This window comes from Variovorax nitratireducens (assembly GCF_051216545.1).
Lineage (GTDB): Bacteria > Pseudomonadota > Gammaproteobacteria > Burkholderiales > Burkholderiaceae_C > Variovorax.
This window is the reverse complement of record NZ_JBPJZO010000001.1, coordinates 260,985-283,655: the sequence shown is the minus strand read 5'-3', so window position 1 is coordinate 283,655 and position 22,671 is coordinate 260,985. Positions and strand designations below refer to the sequence as shown.

Genomic DNA, 22,671 nt, shown 5'->3' with positions numbered 1-22,671 from the left:
GGTATGGCTAAGGCCGTAGCCAGCGCGGCACCTTGAAGCGCACGATCATCAGGTAGGCGACGACGTAGGTCGTGACGAACAGAAGACAGAACAGCATCAGCACGAGGGTGTTGTTCCAGAACAGCACGGCCGGCACCACCGACAGCGCCGCGAACATCCACAGGTAGGGCGAGGTGCGATTGTTGCGCGCCAGCAGCTGGCGCGCCTCGTTGTCCTCGAACGCCACGCGCACGATGCGGCGGAAGATCAACTGGTGGAAGTGCAGCGCATCGGCCGTACCCGGCGACTGGCCGCGCGCCAGCTTGCGGTAGATCGAGAACAGCGTCTCCCACACCGGGTAGATCAGAAGCAGCATCGGGAACCAGGGCGAAACATTCGGGTGCCGCTTGACCAGCATCACGCAGGCCACGGCGATGACGATGCCCCACACGTAGGCACCGCCGTCGCCCGCAAAAATCTTGCCGCGCGGGTAGTTCCACATCAGAAAACCCAGCGTCGCGCCGACCAGGCAGATCACCATCGCCGCGAGCTGCCGGTCACCAACCTGGAGCGAGACATGCGAGATCGCAAGGCACACCAGCACGGCCACGGTGCCGGCGAGGCCGTTGTAGCCGTCGATGATGTTGAAGGCATGCGGAAGCCCGCCGATCGCCAGCGCCGCGAACAGCACGGCGACATAGGGCACGGTGCGCATCCAGCCGTCGACGACCGGGAAGCCGGTGCGGTAGACGCCGAGCCCGAGCAGCCAGCACAGCAGCAGGGCCGAGCCGATGGTGAGCCCGAGCCGCCAGCGCACCTTGACCTTCTGTGTCACGTCCTCGGTGATGCCGCCCAGCACGGCCGGCGCGATGCACAACAGCACCAGGCCCGAGGCCATGACCGGCCAGCCCACGTTGAACGGGTCTCCGGACCACCCGGCCGCGAGCCAGGCGGCGCCCATGCCGATGAAAATTCCGGCGCCGCCGAGGCGCGGCACGTGCCCCTTGTGAAAACGCTGCGGCATGTCGGCCGCATAGCGCCGCGCATGCCGCCGCGCGCGGCGCATGAACACCAGCACGGCAACCGCGGAGAGGAGGAAACTGATGACGATCAGGGCAATCATGGGGATGGAGCGGGAACCCTAGAATTCCCGGTCGAAATTAGACCATGCCCACGCCCCCTTCCCACGCCCCCAAGCCCATCACCGTCTCCATCGTGAGCCACGGTCAGTTGGCGCTGATCCGGCCGTTGCTGGAACAACTGGACCGGTTCAGCGCCGGTTCGATCGACAAGGTGCTGTTGACCCTGAACATTCCGGAACCCGATGTGCTGGCGGGCTTGTCGTGGCAGTTTCCGGTCGAGCGGATCGAGAACGCTGCGGCCATGGGTTTCGGGGCGAACCACAACCAGGCCTTCAGGCGCTGCGATTCCGAATGGTTCCTGGTGCTCAACCCGGACATGCGCTTCGACAACGACGTGCTCGCGCCACTGGCCGCACAGGCTGCGCCGGATGCCGGCTTGCTGACACCGCGCATCCTCGAGCCCAGCAAGACGCAGCCCGAACAGCACCGCGCCATCATCACCCCGCTCGAGATCCTGACGCGCAAGCGGCCGGGCTATGCCATTCCGGCCGTGCCCGAATGGGTGCCCGGCCTGTTCATGCTGTTTCGCAGCCGCGCCTACCGCGAGGTCGGTGGCTTCGACGAGCGCTTTTTCATGTATGGCGAAGACTTCGACATCTGTGCGCGCACGCAGTTGGCGGGATGGAAGCTGCAGGTGGCCGAAGACCTGCTGGCGCTGCACGATGCGCGCCGGGCGAGCCGGACGAGCCGCAGGCATCTTTACTGGCACGTCACCAGCCTGCTCAAGGTTTGGGGCTCCAGCGCGTTCTGGCAGTTTCGCCGGGCTGTGCGAAGCGGGAATCAGGCCTCGGTCTTGTAGATCTTGCGAAAGCCGCGGATCACCGGCAGCTTGGTGGCCGAGCCGATCGCTCGGACGATGCCGGGCGTGCTGTGCGACAGCAGGAAGCGTGTGGTCCAGAGCTTGACCTTGCGGCGGCGGCCCATGTAGGGGTTGGCGAGCACCATGTCGGTGTATTCGGACAGGTAGGCGAACATCTCGCCGCGGTACTCGTTGTCGAGCTTGATCGCCTCGATGGCGTGATCGACGAAGAATTTGCCGAACCTCGGCACCAGCTGGTCGCGAAAGTAGAAGCGTCCGCGCCGCGGCTCGTCGGGGAACATGGCAATCAGCTTCTTGAAGTAGCGAAAGCGGCTGCGAATCATCCGGATGCCGAACGAAGTGCTTTCGGTGTGGATGCACCAGACCGTGACGGCACGGTCGATGAAATGGTTGCTGTAGCCCTTGCGGAAAATGCGAAGAAAGAGGTCGTCGTCTTCGTAGCCCATGAATTGGCCATCGAAGCCACCCACCGCATCGAAGGCCACCCGGCTCACCAGCGCCGCGGAAGGCAGCACGAACATGTCGTAGCGCAACAGGTCGAAGATGCTGCGCTTGGGATGGTTCTTTGCATGCTCCTTCACGAGCGAGGTGCGCACCACATTGCCGTCGACATCGGCCTCGTACAAGTCGGCGTAGACGAAACCGAAACGCGCATCACCGGCGGGAATCCCGTCGACCAGGATCTCGATGTGGTTCGGCAGATAGAAGTCGTCCTGATCCAGGAAGCAGAGGAAATCCGCGCTGGAAGCAGCCACGCCGGCGTTGCGCGCGGAGCCCTGGCCGCCGTTTTCCTTGTCGACGATCCTGAACGGATAGCGCGCGGCCAAAGCCCCCAGCGCTTCGCGCTCTTCCGGCCGCGAACCGTCGTTGACGACGATCACCTCGTGCGCCGGAACCGTCTGGTTGAACACGCTCTTGACCGAACGCTCGATGAAGTCGGCGCCGTTGTAGAAAGGGATGACCACGACGACGCTCGGCCTCGCAGCGGCAGTGATGGCGTTTTCGTGAGGCATTCGGGGACAGTTTTGATTCAGACGGATTCGAAAAGATCGCGCACCACGCCGCGTGCACCGCGGCCGAACTTGTTGTAGCGGCCGGTGAGGGCCTCGCGCAGCACCGGCAGGCAGCGCGCCACGCGCGATGGCGGGAGCGCAGCCCGGAAGCGCTGGTGCACCAGCTTGTCGCGCAACTTGCGGATGGTATCCGGTTCAACGCGGTCGCCGAGCGTGAGCAGCCGGGCCAGCAGAAGCTCCGCCTTGAACGCCCGATCCGCATGGGTATTGCCGCGTGAAGCGAGTGCCTTCTTCACCTTGCCCAGAAAGCTGTCGCGGCGCGCACCAATCTGGTTGTTCTCGTGCTGCCGGTATTCGATCAGCGCGTCCTCGATCACGTCGACGCGGCCGATCGCCGACGCCACGATGGCCAGCCACTCGTCATGCACCCACTCCTTCGGAAATGGCAACGCAGGCACCAGCAGTGAACGCCGGAACATCGTGGTCGCGCCGGTCACCAGGTTGCGGCGCAGGAACACATCGAAGGCGCGCCCCGTATGAATCCAGTCGAGCTCGAAACGCTGCACCTCGAGCGCATGGAACAGCGACTGGCCGAGATCCTTGCGCTGGCCATCGACCAGTCGCGCATCGCTGTGGAGCAACAGCAGCTCGGGTCGCTTGTCGAACTCGGCCACCATTCGCGCCAGGCGATCGGGGTACCAGACATCGTCCTGATCGCACAGCGCTATCAGGTTGCCGCTGCAGGCGCTGGCGGCCTGCTCGAAGTTCTTGGTGACGCGCAGCGACGTGGCGTTGCGCAGCACCTTCAGCGAGATCGAGAGGCCGGGCCGCTCCTGCAGGCATGCCTCGACCGCCTTGCGTGCCAACTCGACGCAATCGTCGGTGGAGGCGTCGTCCGACAAGACGATCTCGGCCGGCGGCTGGGTCTGCTGGCAGATGCTGCGCACCTGCTCTTCGATAAAGCGGGCACCGTTGTAGGTGCAGAGGGCGACGGAGATGGCGAGCGCTGGGTTCATGGCTTTGCGGCTCCGCTGATCCAGGGCACGCGGGGCGGCCAGGCCAGGCCGAAGTTTTCCGCGTGAATCGTGAGGTTGGGGTTGTAGGCGGGGTCGTTGGCGATCAGGTCGCCCCAGCGCTTCCTCATGTATTCATGTTCCTGGTCAAAACGCTCGCGCTGTGCCGGCGTCACATCCGCCCCCCGCGTCGCAGATTCGTGGTGGAACAGCTCCGCATGGGGCGTCCAGACGTTCCGGTATCCGGCCTCGCGCAATCGGAGGCAGAAATCCACGTCGTTGTAGGCGACCTTCAAGTCGACCTCGTTGAGGCCGCCCACCTGCTCGTAGAGGGCCTTGCGCACCACCAGGCAAGCGGCCGTCACCGCGGAGAACGACTGTATTGCCAAGCCGCGGTTCATGTAGCCGCCTTGCCATGCCGGCAGGAACTTGTTGGCATGCCCTGCGACGCCGGATTCGCCGCCCACGCCCAGCAGCACACCCCCGTGCTGAACCGTCTCGTCCGGATACAGCAGCTTGGCGCCCACCGCGCCGACGCCTGGCTGCAGCGCCAGCGACACCATCTCGCCAAGCCAATCGGGCGAGATCACCTCGATGTCGTTGTTGACGAGCCCGATGAGCTCGCCGCGCGCATGCCCGACGCCCATGTTGTTCAGCGCCGAATAGTTGAAGGGGCGGTCGTCACGAATCACGGTGATGCCCGGCTGCCCGTTCAGCGAGGCCAGGTAGGCCAGCGCGTCGGCCTGGTCGGAGCCGTTGTCGATCAGCAGGATCTCGTAGTTCGGATACGTCGTTGCGCCCACGATGCTCTCGACGCATTGCCGCAGCAGCGGTGCGGCATTGCGAGTGGGAATGATCAGTGTGACCAGGGGCGCATCGGGCGGCAGTTGGTACTGCACGCGCCGCCCCTCTTCGCTTTCGAGAACCCGTGCCGATGTGGCGGTGCGGTCGAAATGCTGCGCCAGCGCCGATGCCTCGGCCCCGGCGACGGCGACGGCCGGTGCCGGCATCGCGGCAGCGGAGAACCGGTGGCAAAGCACACGCGCAATATGGCGAATCTGCCCGGGGCGCAGCCCTTCGATGCATCTGAGCGCGAGGTCATAGCCCATGGCCCCGTCGAATCCTTCACGGAAGCCGCCGACCGCACCGACCAGGCCGCGTTCGAACGCGCCCAGACGGGAGATCAGGTCTTGCGAATAGAACAGATCGACATTCCAGTCCGGCTTGAATCGCGGCTCCACACGTGCGCCCTTCGCATCCAGCGCGTCCTCATCCGAATAGATGATTCGTGCATCCCGGTGGTCGACGATTTCGGCCGTTAGTTGGGCCAGCGCGTGAGGCGGCAGAACGTCGCCGGCCGTCATCAGCAAGACCCAATCGCCCGCAGCGTGCGCCAGGGCGTTGTTGCAGGCCGCAGCGGTCGACCCGTACGAAGATACGTCGCACAGTTTGATGCGGGCCGGCGGTGCCGCCGCTTCGGCCAGTGCCGTGCGCGCGGCGCTCACGTCACCGGGATCAACGACAACCACCATGTCCCACGCCGTGCAGGTCTGGGCCATGACGGAATGGACGGATGCGGCCAGCAGAGGCGCTCCTGCGGCGTTCGCGACGAGGATGATCGACATGCGCGGGGATGCGGGATCGCCTTGCGCTGCGACGAATGAGCCGGGCTCCGGCGAAGGTACCGCCGTGTCGTACAGACGAATCCATTCCGCGTAGGTGTCGACGCGCTTGGTCGAGTCGAGGTTTCCCCCTCCCCTGATCCGTTGCAGTTGCCGACTCAGCCAGCGAACCGGCGCCGAGATGCGCCAACTGGTCGATTGCTGCATGGCGCCGATGTGCCCTTCAAGGGCATTCACCTGCGCTTCGAGCGCATCGATCCGCCGATGCATCGAGGCCTTGTCCGGGCCAGCGCTGCGCGTTCTGCGCGGCTTGGGCTGGTGCGCTGCCGGCAGCATTGGCTTGGTGAACATCGCTCGGAGCTGGGGTAGTAGTGGAATTGGGGGACAGAGGCGGCCAGCCCTGTCTTTCGAGACTGCCGGGCCGGGGCCGGTAAAATTATCGCCCGTCCAGTTATCAGGAAAAAAATGCGCGTCCTTTCAGTTGTGCTCTCCGGGGGCGCAGGCTCCAGGTTATGGCCCGCATCGCGCCAGGCGTATCCGAAACCGTTCATGAAGCTTGGCGGCTCCACCTTGCTGCAGCAAGCCATTGAACGTGGGCAAGCGTGCGGAACGGGTGAGCTGATGGTGGTGACCAATAAGGATCATCTGTTCCTGACGAAGGATGTGCTGCGTCAGATGGCCGATCCGCCCAAGGCGACGCTCCTGCTCGAGCCAAAGGGGCGGAATACCGCGCCCGCCATCGCGCTCGCCGCGCTGCAATGCACCAAGGATTTCGGCGGCGACACCGTGATGCTGGTGCTGTCGGCCGACCATCTGGTGCCGGATGTCGACGCCTTCGTCGCGAGCGCGAGCCAGGCATTTCGGCTCGCCGAGAAGGGCGCACTGGTCATTTTTGGCGTCAGCCCTACCAATCCCGATACCGGCTTTGGTTACGTCGAGGTCGAGCACGTCTCGCGCAACAGCCAGCCGGTCAAGCGCTTTGTGGAAAAGCCGGATCTCGAAACCGCGCGGGAATACCTCGCGACCGGCCGCTACTACTGGAACAGCGGTATGTTCTGCTTCACGGCGGACGCGATCATCGACGCGTTCGAGCGCAACGCGCCCCAGGTGCTGACCGCAGCGCGGCGTGCGCTTGCGTCGGCCAAGACCGCCGGCGACACGGTTCAATTCGAGTTGCACGACTTCGGCCTGCAGCCCGACATCAGCATCGACTACGCCGTGATGGAACGCGCCGACAACGTGCAGGTCGTACCTGCCAAGTTCAGCTGGAGCGATGTCGGCACCTGGCCTTCCGTTGCCAAAGCGCAGACGCCGGATGCCAGCGGCAACACGATGCCCTATGACACGATAGCAATCGACACCACCGGCACGCACGTGCAGATCGACAGCCATGGCCCGAAGGTAGTCGCCACGCTGGGTGTGCACGATCTCGTGATCGTGGACACACCGGACGCCCTTCTTGTTGCGCACAAAGACAGCGCGCAGAAGGTCAAGCAGGTTGTCGACGTGCTCAAGGCGCGCAAGCACGAAACCATCAATTTGCCCGCCGTGGTGCACCGCCCGTGGGGCACCTACGCGTCGCTGAAGGAAGAAGACGGCTACAAGGTCAAGCGCATCACGGTCAAACCGGGCGAATCCTTGTCACTGCAGTACCACCACCAGCGGGCGGAGCACTGGGTGGTCGTGGCGGGCACGGCGATCGTTCAGGTCGGGGACGTAGAGTACGAAACATTGCCGGGCCAATACCGGTACATCCCCCTCAAGGAGAAACATCGTTTGACGAATATCGGGAAGGATGAGCTGGTGCTCATCGAGGTGCAATGCGGCGGCTATCTCGGCGAGGACGACATCGTTCGCCTGGCAGACACCTACGGCCGCGCATGAGCCAGGCACATTCCAATCTGCATCGCAGTGCATGGGCCGACTGGTGGGAGGGCACCCGTCGCACCGACATCTGGTGGACGCTCGCCTGGTTCGACGTTGTGCTGCGCTACCGCCGCTCGATGCTCGGGCCCATCTGGCTGACCCTCAGCATGGGCGCCATGATTGGCGGCATGGGGCCGCTGTACAGCTCGCTGTTCGGCACGGAACTCTCCAAGTTCTTTCCCCATCTGGCACTGGGCATCATCTTCTGGGGCTTCTTTTCCAGCATGGTCACGGAAGCGTGCAACGCCTTCATCGGCTCGGCCAACTACCTGAAGCAAGGCTATTTTCCAATCAGCTTGTTCGTGTGGCGAAGCATGGCACGCAACCTGATCCAGTTTGGCCACCAGATCGTCCTCTACATTCCTGTGGCGATATGGGCTGGCATATCGCTGTCCTGGTCTGCGTTGCTGTTCATACCTGCGTTTCTACTTCTGCTGATCAATGCGCAGGCGTTGGGCCTCGCGCTGGGGCTCGTCTGCACCCGTTTTCGCGACGTCACCCAGATCGTCACGAGCGTGATGCAGATGCTGATGTTCCTGACGCCTGTGTTCTGGCTGCCCTCGAGCCTGCCAGGCCGCGCCCAGTACGTTCTGTACAACCCGTTCGCGCAGATGCTCGAACTGTTGCGCGCGCCCTTGATGGGCGGCGTCGCCGATGCTCACAACTGGTGGGGCATCGGCGGCTGGACGGTGGTGAGCGTGATCGCCTCAAGCCTTCTTTTCTCGAAATACCGCCGCCGGGTTGTTTACTGGCTGTAAGGAACCATGGCTTTCATTTCCCTCAAGAACGTCTCTGTCAACTTTCCCATCTACGGGGCGGGCGCGGCCTCACTGAAAAAGACGCTGGCTTCCTCGGTCACCGGTGGCCGCTTCGGCAAGGAGACCGGCGTCAACGTGGTTCAGGCGCTGAGCAATATCAATCTGGAGTTGAAGAGCGGAGACCGCCTGGGCCTGGTCGGACACAACGGCGCCGGCAAGTCGACACTGCTTCGCGCACTGGCAGGGGTTTACGAGCCCTCTTCGGGCGAGTTCGTTCGGCAAGGCACCGTGTCGAGCCTCATCGATCCGTCACTGGGCATTGAGGCGGACGCAACCGGGATCGAAAACATCATGCTGCGCGGCCTGGTCATGGGCATGAGCAAGAAGCAGCTTGACGAACTGACGCCGGAGATCTGCGAGTTCAGCGGGCTCGGCGAATACGTGAACATGCCGGTGCGCACCTATTCGACCGGGATGATGATGCGACTGGCATTCTCTATCTCGACCAGCGTGGAGGCGGACATCCTGCTGATGGACGAATGGCTATCGGTCGGAGACGCCGAATTCACGGAGAAAGCCGAGAAGCGGATGCGGGATGTCGTATCCAAGTCCGGCATCCTGGTGCTGGCCTCCCATTCGCCGGCACTTATCGCCAAGGAATGCAACCGGGTGATCCACCTGGAGCACGGGCGGATCGTAGGTTGAGTCGGTCGTCTTCCGGATATCCAACTCAACGACCGCGTCGCACTACCAAGCCGACCGACGTTGTCACGTAACTGGCAAGCAGCATTTTTAGGTGGACATCCTGCACATAAGGGGGCACGTCCACGTGGTAGTCAAGCGCGTGTTCGGTCGGCCCAATAATGAACGGCTGCACGTCATGCCCACGGTCGCGGAGCCTCTCTACGAGTTCCCCCATGTCGCGAAGCCGGTAGATTACAGTGCTACCCTCCGCCACGGTTGCCTCATTCGAAGAGGCGTTGAACTCCGTCGTATGGACTGCCACACCGCCGATTCGCAGGGTGTTCTCGACAGCATTGACGACGAAACGGAGGCCGTGCTCCAGTGAACCGAGATGCTCAAAACAGCAACACGACCAGTTAAAATCGAAGTTACGGAGCGACGGGTCAATGTCATTCATGTCGCATTGCCTGTGCGCCACCTTTGCGCGCACCAGATCATCCGGGGCGATGTGAGGATTTAGCAACTGAGAAACATCGCCGCTGTGTTGATGGGTCGAATGCCAGTCTGCTGCGCGGCTCGCGTCTAACGGCGCGTCAGTTGCGACAACGTCCACCCCCATAGAGGCGAAAACCGCGGGGAGCGGTTCGGTACCAACTCCAAAGCCCAGCCCTCGAGAGCCCTTTGAAAGCACCCCGGCCTGCTCCAGGTGATGCAACACGTAGACCCATTCCCACTGCTTACGATGAAAGTGCGGCCGCTGGGCCATCAACTTGCATAGCTGCGCGAATCGGGGATGGTAAAAGTCGCTCGCCTGACAGTTCGACGCCGGCATGAAGGGGGAGCTTTCTGAAGCGGGATTCAAAGATGGATCTGGCTTGAATGTTGAGCGACGCACGTTTCGCAACTGCTCAACCTGCTCACTTACAACCTGCTCAAGAGCGACGAGGCGCTGCGTCACCGCGCTGATTGAGGAGCCGTCACTGCTCAGATCGCGCATGACCATCCGCTGCTCGAGGCTGGCGAGAGTGGCGCCGAAGCCAATCACCCGATCGTCAGCTATGGCTTCCATGCGGCGTAGCACACGCGTCCATACGGGTCGCAGCAGCTTCTTCGCGTAGCTCTTGATCACAATGTCATACCTCTCTAGCAAACTGGTCAAAGTGGCCCGTTAGCGCTATTTTTCGACGAACAATCACCACTGGAAAGGGATCTGATCTCTGCCAAGCGTTGCGCCATTTTTCGGCCCGCGACCTCCGCAGACAAAGTGCGCTCCGCAACTGCTTTCGCCTTTCTCCCCAGATCCCGTGCCCACGCCCGTTCGACATAGACACGCTGCATGCACTGCGCTGCGTGGGGCACCGACGGCTCAGCCCATTCCAGTTCTGCGTTGTAAGGCGGTATCGAAGTACCAAGCTTCACCAACTCGCAGCGTACCGGCAGGCTGTTCGTGTCATCCATGAAATCCACGTTGCCCGAGAAGTTCGTTGCAATGACCGGTTTGCCCATCAGCATTGCCTCCGCGATCGTCAAGCCTAAGCCCTCGCTTCGATGCAGCGAAACATAGACATCACACGCGTCCATCAACGACAACACCTCGTCAGGGGTGTAAACCTGATCGATCAGAGTCACGCGACTGTCAGCCGCCGCTTTCTGTAGCCGTGCAAACTCTAATGGATGCCGATCACCGAAGGAGGTCTTAAGAACCAAGCGTACATCTTTCTCCGTCGGAAATGCTTCGCAAAACGCGCGAATCAATCCCATCGGATTCTTCCGCTCCATCACGCTCATCATGTGAAACGTGAATAAAAACGTAAACGGCTCCCCGTCAAGTCCAAAGTAGCTGCGTCTGCGGCGGACGAAGGGCGCCAGCCTGACTCCCGGAAACATCACTCGAACCGGGACAGGCAGCCGATTGCGGAGGCCCCGCGCAACAAACTCGGTTGCGGCCCAGACCTCGTCGACATCCCGGGCATGCTCAAGCCAGGACTCGGGGATCGAATCAAATTCCCAATACCAATAGCCAATGCGATAGGCGCGTGGAACACGCTCATACAGATCTGCCAGTCGAAAGGCGTCGCGAAAAAGTGGCTCTGGTTGGGCATGGATGAGCGTGACGTCATAAACCTCAAGCCCATCGAAATCAACGTGGTGTGGATCGTCCTTCACGTCAGTTCTGACATCCCTCAACGATGTGGCTATGGAAGCAACGTCCAATGCCTCGACGATGGACTCAACGGAAACGCGCAGCCCCGACGGATAGCAGAAATGACCGATCACGTTGACGCCTGGGGAAACTAATTGGTGCGCGACCTCCTCTGGATCAAGTTCCTGGCACCATCTGCGGGCGACGGGTGTGAGGCCGGGTTCCTTTGTCCCCAGCCAAGTGACCAACGAACGCGCTGCGTCGACGTCAATCAGCCCGCAGGGGTGTTGTTCTCGCCAAGTTTCGTGCGCCCAATAGCCGGCTCGCAGCTGCGCAGCCGCGTCGTGCGATATCGGCCAGGTGGACACATCAACCCAAGAGCCCGCCGCTCCAAACGTCGAGACGAACCACTTACTGAAACTTTCGCGACCGAAGACCGTGAGCGCGTCGGGAAACTGCTTCTGCCAGTGCGGCGTGAACAGGTAGGCACGCCACAACTCCCTCCGTGGCTGTTCTGAAGCCTCCAGAAAAAGCCACCAAATCTCTTCCAAGCGAACGTCGCAGGCCTTGATTCCGTACCATACGAACCAGGTAAAAAGCCCTCGCTGTCCGGCGGGGGTCAGACCGTGCGGAAGCTTCGCGCGGATTTCATCCTGCGCGAGAAATGCCTGCCGCGCCCGCGCGCCAACGTCATCGGAAAAGATACTCAAGACATGCGTAAGCGAGGCAGCGCTCAGGCCATCCGTCTGTCCACGGTCGTCCGCAAGCCATTTCGCAAAGGCGCCCTCCCTCCCCCCGGAGAGTGCTTCCGGAAAGCGCTCATATAGTCCAGGCCGTCGACGCAAGAGATCAATCACATACCTTGCCGCGGACCACCGATCGGAGATCGCAAGAGGATGCTCAGTCTTCCAGAAGACCTGCTCGGCCCGTAACCCGGATCTACGCATCACATCAGCATCGTCCAGCAGGTCAAACGGTGAGCAATCGGCAAGCGCTCGCCGGCACCCCTCTGCGAGTAGACCCACTCGTTGCACCTCCCGGTCGATCAGCTTGTTGACCTCCGCCTGCTGCGCATCGTGGATCTTCCGGTCACGCCGGTAGCGCAGCCTGGCGGGTATCCGCCAAGGCGTCGCCAGCCACCACATCACCTTGGCGACCCTGCGAAGCTTGTTATTCATAGTTCACCGCCCAACGCGTAATACTGTCGTCTCGAGCACGCCCTGCCCGTACGGCGCGACCAGTTTAGTGAACGGGTGTGGGGTATGTGCAACACGCGGGACGGCCTAAAATGCTACCGCACCAGAGTGTGCAAGCATAAAAAGATCGCAGCGTCATGACGCTCGTCAAGCGACCATCCCTAATCCATTTCTATGACTTTCACTTCCTACGCTCAGAATTTTGAAGACGTCATGCTGTGGCGGGCGCTCAAGCACGTTGAAAAAGGGCAGTACGTTGACATCGGCGCGCAAGACCCGATCGTTGACTCGGTCAGCAAGGCCTTCTATGAGCTCGGATGGCGAGGCGTTCACATCGAGCCAGTTCCACACTATGCGGCGATGCTGCGGAAAGACAGACCGGACGAGATAGTGCTTGAGATGGCGATCTCGGACAGAGATGGCGTGCTGGAACTCAACATGATCGCGGGAACCGGCCTGAGTACGGGCGTAAAAGCGTATGCGGAGAGCCATCGTCAGTCGCGGGGGTTTGAACATCAAACCATTCATGTGCCAATGCTTCCCATTCGGTCAGCACTGGCATCGCTAGCAGGAAAACAAGTTCACTGGCTAAAGATAGATATAGAAGGCTTGGAAGAGCAGGCGCTCCGAGGATGGGATAGCCGGGTTCTGCGCCCTTGGATCATGGTTGTGGAAGCTACCGTGCCGCTCTCAACTCAGCCGAGTCATGAAGGTGTCGACAAGCTGCTGGATGATGCTGACTACGAGTTCGTCTACTTTGACGGTTTGAACCGCTTTTATGTTGCACGAGAGCACGGTGAACTCGTTAGTTCATTTTCTGCACCACCAAACGTTTTCGACGAAGTGGAACTAAGCGGCCTTTCCGCTTCTTGGTGTAGCGGTGTCACCAGGCGTTGTTCGGAATTGGCACGCGAGCTTGAGAACGAAATAGTTGAGGCCGAAGCAAGAGCGACTTCCCTCGCCCACCAACTGCAGCTGAAAGACGAAGCATTGGTCAGCGAGGTGCAGCAAAAAGTAGAGGCGCGTGCCCGCCAATTTGAAGAGGCTCAAAAAAGCAGCGCCCGCATCTCGCATCTCGAAAATCAGGTCGCAGCGACGGTTCAGCAAGCCCAACATACAGATGCGCGCGCGACTGCGGCAGAAGCCCATGTCCATGCGTTGTTGACAAGTTCCTCTTGGCGAGCCATGGCGCCTCTGCGACTGCTTGTGTCCGCCATAAAGGGGCAACTCGACCGCCAGACTGTTGACCGTGCGGCCCGGCTGGCGCGCCGTTTCGGGGTCTTTCACCCCGCGCGAGCCATCTACCGACGTTTTCGAGGCTTGGCTGGCGTCCCGCCGGCTCCTCACAACACCATGGGCTCGTCCGATACGAAGTCTGGCGCAAGCTATATCCCGAGTTCGCCCGCGGAACTATCCAGCGACGCTCGCAATATCTTTAATCAATTGCAGTCTCAACGGAGCCGGAAAGCAGGAAACCACTGATGCGGATTGTCATTGACCTTCAGGGCGCTCAATCGACCGGAAGCGCTCGCCGGGGAATCGGGCGCTATAGCTCTTCTTTGGCGCGCGCCATGGCAAAGCAGGCGGGCCAGCATGAGGTAGTACTCGCCTTAAATGATCGATTTCCTGACATGGTGGACGAAGTTCGTTCGACATTTGACGGACTAATCGAGCCGCACAACGTCAGAGTGTTCCACCCGCCCGCATACACGGGGACAACCAGTGCGGCAGGCTTGCGCGCTTCGGAACGTTTGTACGAAGCGTTTCTCGCAAGTCTTCGACCGGATGTGGTGCACGTTGCAAGCCTTTTCGAAAGTCTCGATGGTGCGGTGACAAGCGTCGGGCAGTTTGTAAGCCAACCTACCGCAGTCACCCTCTTCGACTTGATCCCGCTGATCAACTCCGACCTCTATTTGAGCCATCCAACGGCCCGGGCTTGGTACACAAAAAAAATTGGCTCCCTGCGCCGAGCGGATATGTGCTTGGCGATCTCCGAGTCCTCGAGGCAGGAAGGCATCAAATATTTGGGTTTCTCTGCGGAGCGCTGCATCAACGTTTCGACCGCCGCGTATGAACATTTCAGGCGGATGGATCTTTCCAAAGATCACATTGACGCGCTTCGCGAACGATTTGGACTTCGCAAGCCATTTGTGATGTACACCGGCGGAATCGACCTTAGAAAGAACATCGAAGGTTTGGTACGTGCGTTCGCAAAGCTCCCTCCCGAACTGCGGAAGGGGCATCAATTGGCGATCGTTTGTGCCACCCAAGAGGAAAGCAAAAGGGCTCTGCTTGATCTCGCCAAAGCGGAAGGTCTTCGTGATGGCGACGTGGTGCTTACCGGATTTGTCTCAGAAGACGACCTAGTGTCGCTCTACAACCTCTGTGCCTTGTTCGTTTTTCCGTCGTGGCATGAAGGTTTCGGCTTGCCCGCACTCGAGGCCATGCATTGTGGCGCCGCGGTCATTGGTGCAAACACATCGAGCCTGCCGGAGGTCATTGGCCGAGAGGACGCACTCTTTGATCCACGTGACGACCAGTCCATCGCGGCAAAGATGCAACACGCTTTGTCCGACCTCGATTTCAGACGTGAACTCATCGCGCACGGAGAGGCGCAATGCCGCAAGTTCACATGGGAAGCTTCGGCTGAACGTGCGCTTGACGGGCTGGAAGCTTTGCACAATGCTGCGAAGGATCGGCCGACTTCCGTGGTGATCCGTCGAAGCAATCGGCCGCGCATGGCGTATGTTTCGCCGCTGCCGCCGGCCCGCTCAGGAATTGCAGATTACAGCGCGGATCTGCTTCCGGAACTTGCGCAGCATTACGACATTGACCTGATCACGGATCAACCTCTGAGCTGCGACACGGTTCTCGCGGCAGCTTTCCCGATACATGATCCCGACTGGTTGGTGGAAAACGCTGGTAGTTACGACCGCGTGCTTTATCACTTCGGTAACTCGGCGCTGCACGCCTACATGTTCGACTTGCTTGCTCAGGTGCCTGGGGTCGTCGTGCTGCACGATTTCTTCCTGAGTGGCGTATTGTCATATCTAGAGCACCTCGGCGGTCGCACGGCCCTCTGGCAGAACGCTTTGTACGATTCGCACGGCTATCCGGCGCTAGTCACAAGAAAGCGCATCCTGGACAGAACGGAGGTTGTATTGCAGTACCCCTGCAACCTCGCAGTCTTGCAACAAGCGATCGGGGTTGTCAGCCACTCCCGCGTGTCCCGTGATCTGGCTGAACAATGGTACGGTGCCGAGCTAGCGTCTCGCTTTGAAGTGATCCCCTTGCTGCGGATTCCCTCTGTGTCCAAGGTTCTGAACGCACGCGACGTCGCACGAAAGCGCCTTGGGCTTCGCCCTGATGACCTTCTTGTTTGTTGCTTTGGCGTGATCGGGCCGACAAAGCTCAATGACCGGATCGTTGAAGCGTGGCGGCAGTCCTTGCTTTCGGCAGACGCGCGATGCAGACTTGTTTTCGTCGGCGAGAACCACGGTGGAGAGTTCGGCACTGAATTGAGTCGGCAGATCGCGGAACTGCCTGGCGACCGGGTTCAGATGACAGGTTGGGCCAGTAGGGATCTCTATCAACGCTATTTGGACGCTGCCGACGTGGCTGTCCAACTGCGATCAGATTCACGCGGCGAGACTTCGGCGGCCGTGCTCGACGCGATGAACCATGGCGTTGCGACAATCGTTAACGCAAACGGCTCCATGGCGGATCTGCCGCCTGACAGCGTGGTAATGCTGGCAGACATGTTTCGCGACGAAGAACTGGCAAGTGCGATGGAAGCCCTGTGGCGCGACCCAGCCCGACGCTCGACAGTCGGCGTCCGAGGACGACAAATTATCGCGACGCAGCATTCGCCTGCGAAGTGCGGACAGGCCTATTTCAAGGCCATCGAAAGCTTTGCGAAGGAAACGCGGCATGGTCGGAACGAACTGACTCGCATCGTCAGCAGTTTTGACCCCCTGCCCAATTCGCCGGAAGGCGATCGAGAGCTTGTGGCGGTCGCTCGCGCCATCAGCGAGACATTGCCATGCCGACGGCCATGGAGACAACTGCTGATCGATTTGTCGAGCAGTTTTCTTGCCGATTCACGCGCCAACACGCCCTCGAACGCTGATGTTGAACAAGTTCTGGGTAAGTTGCTGGAGCACCCTCCGAATGGCTGGCGCGTTGAACCGGTCTATCGAACGGCCGACGGGCAGCAACTTGTGTATGCGCGGAAGTTGACTCTGGAGCTTCTTGGGTGCGAGAGCGGCGGGATTGAAGACGGCCCCGTCGAGCATCACGCGGGCGATCGGCTGATCCTCCGTGGCGAAGCCATCGCAGGACTCGATGACGATGCCCTGGAAAAGAGACTGCGCATTGCAGGAGTGCAGGTTGACAGGAGCGAAGCCAACCTGCTCGCCGAATCTTTGGCTGCACTTCTTCCAGAGGGCGTCGCGAGTGGCTTGGAACACGCATTAGATGCGGGGGTCGCGACTCCTTCCCAAGAAATCGAATCCCCAGCCGCACGGGCGTTGCGATCAGCGGGCATCAACGGATTGGAACGTGCTGATTTCAACCATCTTCTGCATCATCTGCGCGGCCAGGAGTTAGGACAACTTCCTCAGCAGCCCGAATGCTTCATCAGCGTCGGCTGCGCCGGCACGTGGTACTTCAACTGGATCCAGGAGCGCTGCCGTCCAAAAAGGCACATCGGCATCGAGTACTACTCTCCAAAGCCAGACGATCTGCCGCTGGATGTGGAATGGATTGCCAATACCGCGGGCGACATGTCGTCGATCGCCAATGAAACCGGAGATGTTCTATTTTCTGGACAGAACATAGAACATCTCTGGCCGCACGATATTGTCGCGTTCTTGCGGGAGAGCCATCGCGTTCTCAAGTCGGACGGCTTGCTCGTCATCGACAGTCCGAACAGGGCAATCACTTCAGCGTTGAACTGGAGTCATCCAGAGCACATACTCGAGTTCACGCCGGATGAAGCGAAGGCGCTGGTCGAGGCCGCAGGCTTCGAGGTAACAGCGCTGCGGGGTGCCTGGATTTGCCGGGATCCTGCAAAGGGAGACATGAAACCGCTCACCGAGATGATCGACGATGGCCCCTGGCCATTGGCCCGCCGGGTCGAAGCGGCGCGGCGCCACCCTGAATATTCATTCTCGTGGTGGCTCGAAGCACGCAAAACTGACCTACCGCCTGATTGGGTGAAAGCACAAGAGTTGGTCGACTACGCCTTTGGCGAAGCCTGGCCGGAGCGGGTGAATCGTCTCATCCCCTGGACGAGCGATCTTGTCGTGATCGATGGCCAAGAATGGTTGATGTCGCGAGGCACGCCGGGCGTGATCATGTCGGGCCCTGGAATGCCGCTGCCCGCCGGCGCCTATGAAGTAACGTTTGAGCTTCGCACAAATGGGGCGCTAGACTTTAATGACTGGCCCGTTGCCGCAATGAACGTGTTCTTCGGTACGGGTAGTCAGTTGGCATCCGGCATCATCAGCGCAAATGAGCTGCGCGGCGGCGAAGGGTCGGTCACACTCGGATTCACCCTTTCCGATACGATCTTCGGTATTCAGTTTCGCGTGATTGCGCTTGGATCGATGCTGATCGGCTGCAGGCGGCGCATATCGCTAAAGTCGTTGTCAAACCCGACGTACTCTGCTGAATCATCGATCCGGTTGCCCAGCTTGCTCAAGTGCACGGTGGCCGCTTAGACAATGGATTGCTGCACTTAAAATCAATCAAGCGGGTCGCGCCCACGCCGGTTCTGTTGCGGCACCAGTCGTAGCGATCGAATTTTTACTACAAGCTCAGGAAAATTATGACCAAACGTGCGGTTGTCACCGGCATCACCGGCCAGGATGGCGCCTACCTGGCCGAGTTGCTGCTTTCCAAAGGTTACATTGTCTACGGCACGTACCGTCGCACCAGTTCCGTCAACTTCTGGCGCATCGACGAACTCGGCATCCAGAACAACCCGAACTTGCATCTCGTCGAGTACGACCTGACCGACCTGGGCAGCTCGCTCACGATGATCAAGGACGCAGCGCCTGACGAGGTCTACAACCTTGCGGCCCAAAGTTTCGTGGGTGTCAGCTTCGACCAGCCGACCACCACCGCCCAGATCACGGCTATCGGTGCTCTGAATCTGCTCGAAGCGATTCGCATGGTCAACCCCAAGATCAGGTTCTACCAGGCCAGCACCTCGGAGATGTTCGGCAAGGTGCAGGCGATCCCGCAGGTCGAAGAAACGCCCTTCTATCCGCGCAGCCCCTACGGCGTTGCAAAGCTCTATGCGCACTGGATCACGGTCAACTACCGCGAGAGCTACAACATTTTTGGCAGCAGCGGCATTCTGTTCAACCACGAAAGCCCGCTGCGCGGCCGCGAATTCGTCACCCGCAAGATCACCGACAGTGTGGCCAAGATCAAGCTCGGCAAGCTTGACGTGCTGGAGTTGGGCAACCTCGACGCCAAGCGTGACTGGGGCTTTGCCAAGGAATATGTCGAAGGCATGTGGCTCATGCTGCAGGCCGACGAGCCCGACACGTTCGTGCTGGCAACCAACCGAACCGAAACGGTTCGGGACTTCGTGCGCATGGCTTTCAAGGGCGCCGGCATCGCCATCGACTTCCAGGGCACCGGTGAGGGCGAGTCTGCGATCGACACCGCGACTGGCAAGACGGTGATGCGCATCAACCCCAAGTTCTATCGGCCGGCCGAGGTCGAGTTGCTGATCGGCAATCCGGCTCGCGCCAAGGCCAAGCTGGGCTGGGAGCCGAAGACGACGCTCGAACAGTTGTGCCAGATGATGGTCGAGGCCGACCTTCGACGCAACGCGCAGGGCTTCTCGTTTTGAGAATTCTGCTCACCGGCGCTGACGGCTTCACCGGTCGACCGTTCGCTGCCCATGCGGCGGCAGCCGGCCACGAAGTCGCGGGGCTTCGCGCGGATCTGACCGACGCCGAGGCATTGCAGCGCGAGGTGGGCGAAGTTCAACCCGACGCAGTGGTTCATCTGGCCGGCATCGCATTTGTAGCGCACGCGCACGACGAAGCGTTCTACGCGGTCAATGTGGTGGGAACCACCAACCTGTTGGAAGCGCTGGTGCGCCTCCCGGTGCCCCCCCGCATGGTGCTGCTGGCCAGCAGTGCCAACATCTATGGCAACACCGAACAGTCCCCAATTGCCGAGAACCACCCGCCGGCACCGGTCAACCATTACGGCATGAGCAAGTTGGCCATGGAGTACATGGCCCGAACCTACCTGGATCGATTGAATGTGGTGATCACGCGCCCGTTCAACTATACGGGGCCAGGCCAGGACGTGAATTTTCTCATTCCCAAGCTGGCGATGCACTTTGCCAGGCAGGCGCCCATGATTTCCCTGGGCAATCTGCATGTGGAGCGCGAGTTCAACGACGTTCGCACCGTCTGCGACGCCTACCTTTCATTGCTGATGCACGGCGAGCCCGGCGAGACGTACAACGTCTGCTCGGGTCGACCCTACGAACTGCAATACGTGGTCGATCTGTTCGCGCGGCTGACCGGGCACACGATGCGGGTGTCTGTCAATCCCGATTTTGTGCGTGCCAATGAAGTTCATCGTCTTTGCGGCGATCCGGCAAAGCTCGATGCACTGCTGGCTCGGTCCGGCATCGAACTCGACAGGCCTTCGCTTGAAGAAACACTCGGACGGATGCTTGACGCGGTGATGCAACCTGCTCTTGATAGCCAGTCCACTTCCTCCGCATCTCGGCCGACCGGTATACGTCAGCCCCACTAGCGGAACGGCTCCCGATCACGCGCGTGGTTACGGGAAAACCTCTGCGCGTTTGAAATCGCTGGCAGCAGCATCCTTGGCAGACAGCGCGGGGACGTCGCCAACATCCGGCCAAACGATACCGAGACTCGGGTCGTTCCACAAGATGCATCGTTCGAACGTTGGCGCGTAATAGTCGGTCGTCTTGTACAAGAAATCGGCGGTTTCACTCAAAACCAGAAAGCCGTGTGCAAACCCTTCCGGCACCCAAAGTTGCTTGTGGTTGTGCTCCGTTAACTCCACCCCGACCCATTTTCCGAACGTAGGGGACGACCGCCTGATATCCACTGCCACGTCAAACACAGCGCCCCTCGCAACCCGCACGAGCTTTCCCTGCGGCTGCTGAATCTGATAGTGCAATCCGCGCAAAACGCCCCTAGAGGAACGGGAATGGTTATCCTGCACAAAGTCTACGGGCCTGCCCACAGCCTCGTTGAAGACGGTGCCATTGAAACTTTCAAAGAAGAAGCCGCGCGCGTCGCCAAAAACTTTTGGCTCAATCACAAGCACGTCAGGGATTGCAGTGGCAGTAACGTTCATAGCGAAGAATGGATCAGCACAGGGCCTCGGGTTGCGGGAGAAAAACGCAGTTCATGTAATGCCCATCTACTTCGTAGTGCTTGATGGAGAGGCCTGCCATTTGCGCAAGCAGTTCCCGAGAGCGGCCAGTGAAGAAGAACAGATGAAACCGCGTGAACTCATACAGGTACTGGTAGCAAGGTGTTGCATGAGCCATCTTCGCGCCGGGAGCCAGCCATCGAGCCATGCTCTTAAGGTCATCGACCGGATTGCGCAGATGTTCCAACACGTTGTTAGAGAACAATCCGTCAAACCGCAGCTTGTCCATCTCCTGCCGGCTTGAAATTACCCACTCTGCGCCAGTCGCGGCGGAACTGTGAGGCTCATATGCAAGTACGTTCCAGCCATCTGCACGAAGCAGTTGAACACTTCGAGACCAGGTGCCCGCACCATAGTTGACGTATTGACCGTCCCGTCGGGGATTGAGGGAATGAAAAGCTCGCAGTTCCGCTTCCGTTGAGTCGCCCTCCTCGTAGACCTTGTAGTGCCATTCGTACTCCTGGCCGAGTTCTGCGAGCGATAGAACGAACATCTTGTCAGGCCCAAATATGACATCGCAGGCTGGACATTGGTAGCGACTCAGAACACCACCGCCAAAGATGCAATGGCTGGTAAAGATCTTGAAGTCCGCGACGGCGGCTGTATGCCGGCAAAGAGCGCAGGTTCGAAGGTCGCTCTTCGACCCAATGCTGCGGTTCATCGCATCCAACACGTTCCACTTGGCTGCGATCTGGTGACGAAGCAGTTCTCGATGGATGCCTTGCACTTCTTGGTTGACGAGAGCGACCGCGTTCGAGCAAGCCGCTTCGCCTGTCGTTTCCCGCGAAGAAGCAGGATTTTCGGCAACGTCCAGTTTTTCGAATCTCGTGGAGAGCACTGCTCGTGCTTCTTCCAGTCGCGTTTGCGCAAGTGCGAGTTGGGCGCGAGTCCTGTCAAGTGTCGTACGTCTCGTCAGCGCGACATCGATACCAGACAGGAGAGTGTTGAGGGTACGTGCGACTCTGTTCATTCTCAATTCCGATGAAGAAGCGCCCAGGGGCTTGATCCTCGTGTTCCTTATGAAACTCGTTGTTCGTTCTCCGAGATCATGCGCAAGAGATAGCTGCCATAACCGCTTTTGCGCAGCGGCGCAGCGAGCGCTTGCAGTTGCTCGGTTGTAATGAAGCCCAGACGCCAGGCGATCTCCTCGGGGCAAGCAATCTTCAAGCCTTGTCTATGTTCCAGGGTCGCAATGAATTGCCCGGCTTCAAGCAGGCTTTGGTGCGTACCGGTGTCTAGCCAAGCATAGCCCCGTTGCATGATCTGAACGTGCAGTTTCCCCAAGTCCAGGTAAGCTTGATTCACCGCGGTGATCTCCAACTCGCCGCGCGCGCTTGGTTTCACGGCCTTGGCGATGTCCACGACCTGGTTGTCATAGAAGTACAACCCGGTGACCGCGTAGCTGCTCTTCGGCTTAGCGGGCTTTTCCTCGATGCTGATTGCCTTTCCCTTTGCGTCGAAGGCGACTACGCCGTAACGCTCAGGATCTTGCACATGATATGCAAATACGGTTGCGCCCGCGTCCTTAGCATCTGCCTCGGCAAGTAGAGGCACGAGGTCATGCCCATAAAAAATGTTGTCGCCCAGCACCAGCGCGCTCGGCGCATTTCCGACGAACTTGTCACCGATGATGAACGCCTGCGCCAGACCATCAGGGCTCGGCTGCACCGCGTATTGCAGATTCATGCCCCACTGGCTGCCGTCGCCCAGCAACTGTTGAAAGCGTGGCGTGTCCTGCGGCGTGCTGATGATCAAGATGTCGCGCATGCCCCCGAGCATCAGCGTGCTCAGCGGGTAATAAATCATGGGCTTGTCGTATACCGGCAGCAGTTGCTTGCTCATGGCGAGCGTGGCCGGATGCAGGCGGGTGCCGGAGCCCCCCGCGAGGATGATTCCCTTGCGTTGCGTCATCGTTGTTGTCCTTCTT

At 60.2% G+C, this 22,671-nt stretch carries 17 protein-coding genes; 8 read left to right on the top strand and 9 right to left on the bottom strand.

All coding sequences use genetic code 11. The features are described 5' to 3' along the window. Nucleotides 1-7 precede the first annotated feature (7 nt). Nucleotides 8-1,102, bottom strand: coding sequence for a glycosyltransferase family 4 protein (locus ACSFA8_RS01360; protein ID WP_435477731.1), 1,095 nt, complete (start codon nucleotides 1,100-1,102; stop codon nucleotides 8-10). 44 nt (nucleotides 1,103-1,146) lie between these two features. Here ACSFA8_RS01360 and ACSFA8_RS01355 point away from each other — a divergent pair, with 44 nt between their 5' ends. Then, on the top strand, nucleotides 1,147-1,920 hold the full coding sequence (locus tag ACSFA8_RS01355; protein ID WP_435477730.1) for a glycosyltransferase family 2 protein: 774 nt from the start codon (nucleotides 1,147-1,149) through the stop codon (nucleotides 1,918-1,920). Here ACSFA8_RS01355 and ACSFA8_RS01350 read toward each other — a convergent pair. From ACSFA8_RS01350 to ACSFA8_RS01340, 3 genes are read right to left on the bottom strand one after another with little or no spacing between them, the layout of a single operon-like run. Next, the gene (locus tag ACSFA8_RS01350; RefSeq protein ID WP_435477729.1) at nucleotides 1,902-2,954 is read right to left on the bottom strand and encodes a glycosyltransferase family 2 protein; all 1,053 of its coding nucleotides are present in this window, start codon (nucleotides 2,952-2,954) and stop codon (nucleotides 1,902-1,904) included. The genes ACSFA8_RS01355 and ACSFA8_RS01350 overlap by 19 nt on opposite strands. Nucleotides 2,955-2,971: 17 nt before the next feature. Further along, nucleotides 2,972-3,970, bottom strand: a complete 999-nt coding sequence (locus ACSFA8_RS01345; protein WP_435477728.1) for a glycosyltransferase family 2 protein — start codon at nucleotides 3,968-3,970, stop codon at nucleotides 2,972-2,974. Continuing rightward, nucleotides 3,967-5,940, bottom strand: coding sequence for a glycosyltransferase family 2 protein (locus ACSFA8_RS01340; protein ID WP_435477727.1), 1,974 nt, complete (start codon nucleotides 5,938-5,940; stop codon nucleotides 3,967-3,969). The genes ACSFA8_RS01345 and ACSFA8_RS01340 overlap by 4 nt, the downstream gene beginning before the upstream one ends. 114 nt (nucleotides 5,941-6,054) lie before the next feature. On the opposite strand from ACSFA8_RS01340, the gene ACSFA8_RS01335 reads away from it, so the two are divergent. The 3 genes from ACSFA8_RS01335 to ACSFA8_RS01325 are packed head-to-tail and all read left to right on the top strand — an operon-like array spanning nucleotide 6,055 to nucleotide 8,978. Beyond that, a complete protein-coding gene (locus ACSFA8_RS01335) occupies nucleotides 6,055-7,473 on the top strand; it encodes a mannose-1-phosphate guanylyltransferase/mannose-6-phosphate isomerase (RefSeq protein ID WP_435477726.1) in 1,419 nt (472 codons plus the stop codon). Then, a complete protein-coding gene (locus ACSFA8_RS01330; RefSeq protein WP_435477725.1) occupies nucleotides 7,410-8,273 on the top strand; it encodes an ABC transporter permease in 864 nt (287 codons plus the stop codon). The genes ACSFA8_RS01335 and ACSFA8_RS01330 overlap by 64 nt, the downstream gene beginning before the upstream one ends. Nucleotides 8,274-8,279: 6 nt before the next feature. Further along, entirely contained in the window at nucleotides 8,280-8,978 is a 699-nt protein-coding gene (locus ACSFA8_RS01325; RefSeq protein WP_435477724.1) for an ABC transporter ATP-binding protein, read from the top strand. A gap of 25 nt (nucleotides 8,979-9,003) precedes the next feature. On the opposite strand, the gene ACSFA8_RS01320 is transcribed toward ACSFA8_RS01325, so the two are convergent. Beyond that, a complete protein-coding gene (locus tag ACSFA8_RS01320) occupies nucleotides 9,004-10,026 on the bottom strand; it encodes a hypothetical protein (RefSeq protein WP_435477723.1) in 1,023 nt (340 codons plus the stop codon). 86 nt (nucleotides 10,027-10,112) lie between these two features. After that, on the bottom strand, nucleotides 10,113-12,278 hold the full coding sequence (locus ACSFA8_RS01315) for a glycosyltransferase family 4 protein (protein WP_435477722.1): 2,166 nt from the start codon (nucleotides 12,276-12,278) through the stop codon (nucleotides 10,113-10,115). 192 nt (nucleotides 12,279-12,470) lie between these two features. Between ACSFA8_RS01315 and ACSFA8_RS01310 the strand changes: the two genes are divergently transcribed. The 4 genes from ACSFA8_RS01310 to ACSFA8_RS01295 all read left to right on the top strand — a co-directional run bounded on the left by ACSFA8_RS01310 (nucleotide 12,471) and on the right by ACSFA8_RS01295 (nucleotide 20,090). Next, nucleotides 12,471-13,778: an FkbM family methyltransferase gene (locus tag ACSFA8_RS01310; protein ID WP_435477721.1), complete on the top strand. Its 1,308-nt coding sequence runs from the start codon at nucleotides 12,471-12,473 to the stop codon at nucleotides 13,776-13,778. Beyond that, nucleotides 13,778-18,019 (top strand): glycosyltransferase, encoded by a 4,242-nt coding sequence (locus tag ACSFA8_RS01305; RefSeq protein ID WP_435477720.1) that lies wholly within the window; start codon nucleotides 13,778-13,780, stop codon nucleotides 18,017-18,019. Before ACSFA8_RS01310 ends, ACSFA8_RS01305 begins: the two co-directional genes overlap by 1 nt. Before the next feature lie 107 nt (nucleotides 18,020-18,126). Next, nucleotides 18,127-19,164, top strand: coding sequence for a GDP-mannose 4,6-dehydratase (gmd, locus tag ACSFA8_RS01300; RefSeq protein WP_435477719.1), 1,038 nt, complete (start codon nucleotides 18,127-18,129; stop codon nucleotides 19,162-19,164). Next, a complete protein-coding gene (locus ACSFA8_RS01295; RefSeq protein ID WP_435477718.1) occupies nucleotides 19,161-20,090 on the top strand; it encodes a GDP-mannose 4,6-dehydratase in 930 nt (309 codons plus the stop codon). Before gmd ends, ACSFA8_RS01295 begins: the two co-directional genes overlap by 4 nt. Before the next feature lie 27 nt (nucleotides 20,091-20,117). Here the strand turns inward: ACSFA8_RS01295 and rfbC are convergent, their stop codons facing one another. The 3 genes from rfbC to rfbA are packed head-to-tail and all read right to left on the bottom strand — an operon-like array spanning nucleotide 20,118 to nucleotide 22,655. Further along, nucleotides 20,118-20,666, bottom strand: a complete 549-nt coding sequence (gene rfbC / locus ACSFA8_RS01290) for a dTDP-4-dehydrorhamnose 3,5-epimerase (RefSeq protein WP_435477717.1) — start codon at nucleotides 20,664-20,666, stop codon at nucleotides 20,118-20,120. A gap of 13 nt (nucleotides 20,667-20,679) precedes the next feature. Then, on the bottom strand, nucleotides 20,680-21,714 hold the full coding sequence (locus tag ACSFA8_RS01285) for a class I SAM-dependent methyltransferase (protein ID WP_435477716.1): 1,035 nt from the start codon (nucleotides 21,712-21,714) through the stop codon (nucleotides 20,680-20,682). A 47-nt stretch (nucleotides 21,715-21,761) separates the two neighbouring features. Continuing rightward, on the bottom strand, nucleotides 21,762-22,655 hold the full coding sequence (gene rfbA / locus ACSFA8_RS01280; RefSeq protein ID WP_435477715.1) for a glucose-1-phosphate thymidylyltransferase RfbA: 894 nt from the start codon (nucleotides 22,653-22,655) through the stop codon (nucleotides 21,762-21,764). Nucleotides 22,656-22,671 lie beyond the last annotated feature (16 nt).

Bases quoted from the DNA above. Each gene is read 5' to 3' on its own strand.
- ACSFA8_RS01320 (WP_435477723.1), bottom strand. From the start codon at position 10,026: ATGGAAGCCATAGCTGACGATCGGGTGATTGGCTTCGGCGCCACTCTC.
- ACSFA8_RS01330 (WP_435477725.1), top strand. From the start codon at position 7,410: ATGCGGCGGCTATCTCGGCGAGGACGACATCGTTCGCCTGGCAGACAC.
- ACSFA8_RS01340 (WP_435477727.1), bottom strand. From the start codon at position 5,940: ATGTTCACCAAGCCAATGCTGCCGGCAGCGCACCAGCCCAAGCCGCGC.
- rfbC (WP_435477717.1), bottom strand. From the start codon at position 20,666: ATGAACGTTACTGCCACTGCAATCCCTGACGTGCTTGTGATTGAGCCA.
- ACSFA8_RS01305 (WP_435477720.1), top strand. From the start codon at position 13,778: ATGCGGATTGTCATTGACCTTCAGGGCGCTCAATCGACCGGAAGCGCT.
- ACSFA8_RS01315 (WP_435477722.1), bottom strand. From the start codon at position 12,278: ATGAATAACAAGCTTCGCAGGGTCGCCAAGGTGATGTGGTGGCTGGCG.
- ACSFA8_RS01350 (WP_435477729.1), bottom strand. From the start codon at position 2,954: ATGCCTCACGAAAACGCCATCACTGCCGCTGCGAGGCCGAGCGTCGTC.
- ACSFA8_RS01285 (WP_435477716.1), bottom strand. From the start codon at position 21,714: ATGAACAGAGTCGCACGTACCCTCAACACTCTCCTGTCTGGTATCGAT.
- ACSFA8_RS01355 (WP_435477730.1), top strand. From the start codon at position 1,147: ATGCCCACGCCCCCTTCCCACGCCCCCAAGCCCATCACCGTCTCCATC.
- ACSFA8_RS01310 (WP_435477721.1), top strand. From the start codon at position 12,471: ATGACTTTCACTTCCTACGCTCAGAATTTTGAAGACGTCATGCTGTGG.
- ACSFA8_RS01360 (WP_435477731.1), bottom strand. From the start codon at position 1,102: ATGATTGCCCTGATCGTCATCAGTTTCCTCCTCTCCGCGGTTGCCGTG.
- ACSFA8_RS01325 (WP_435477724.1), top strand. From the start codon at position 8,280: ATGGCTTTCATTTCCCTCAAGAACGTCTCTGTCAACTTTCCCATCTAC.
- ACSFA8_RS01345 (WP_435477728.1), bottom strand. From the start codon at position 3,970: ATGAACCCAGCGCTCGCCATCTCCGTCGCCCTCTGCACCTACAACGGT.
- gmd (WP_435477719.1), top strand. From the start codon at position 18,127: ATGACCAAACGTGCGGTTGTCACCGGCATCACCGGCCAGGATGGCGCC.
- rfbA (WP_435477715.1), bottom strand. From the start codon at position 22,655: ATGACGCAACGCAAGGGAATCATCCTCGCGGGGGGCTCCGGCACCCGC.
- ACSFA8_RS01335 (WP_435477726.1), top strand. From the start codon at position 6,055: ATGCGCGTCCTTTCAGTTGTGCTCTCCGGGGGCGCAGGCTCCAGGTTA.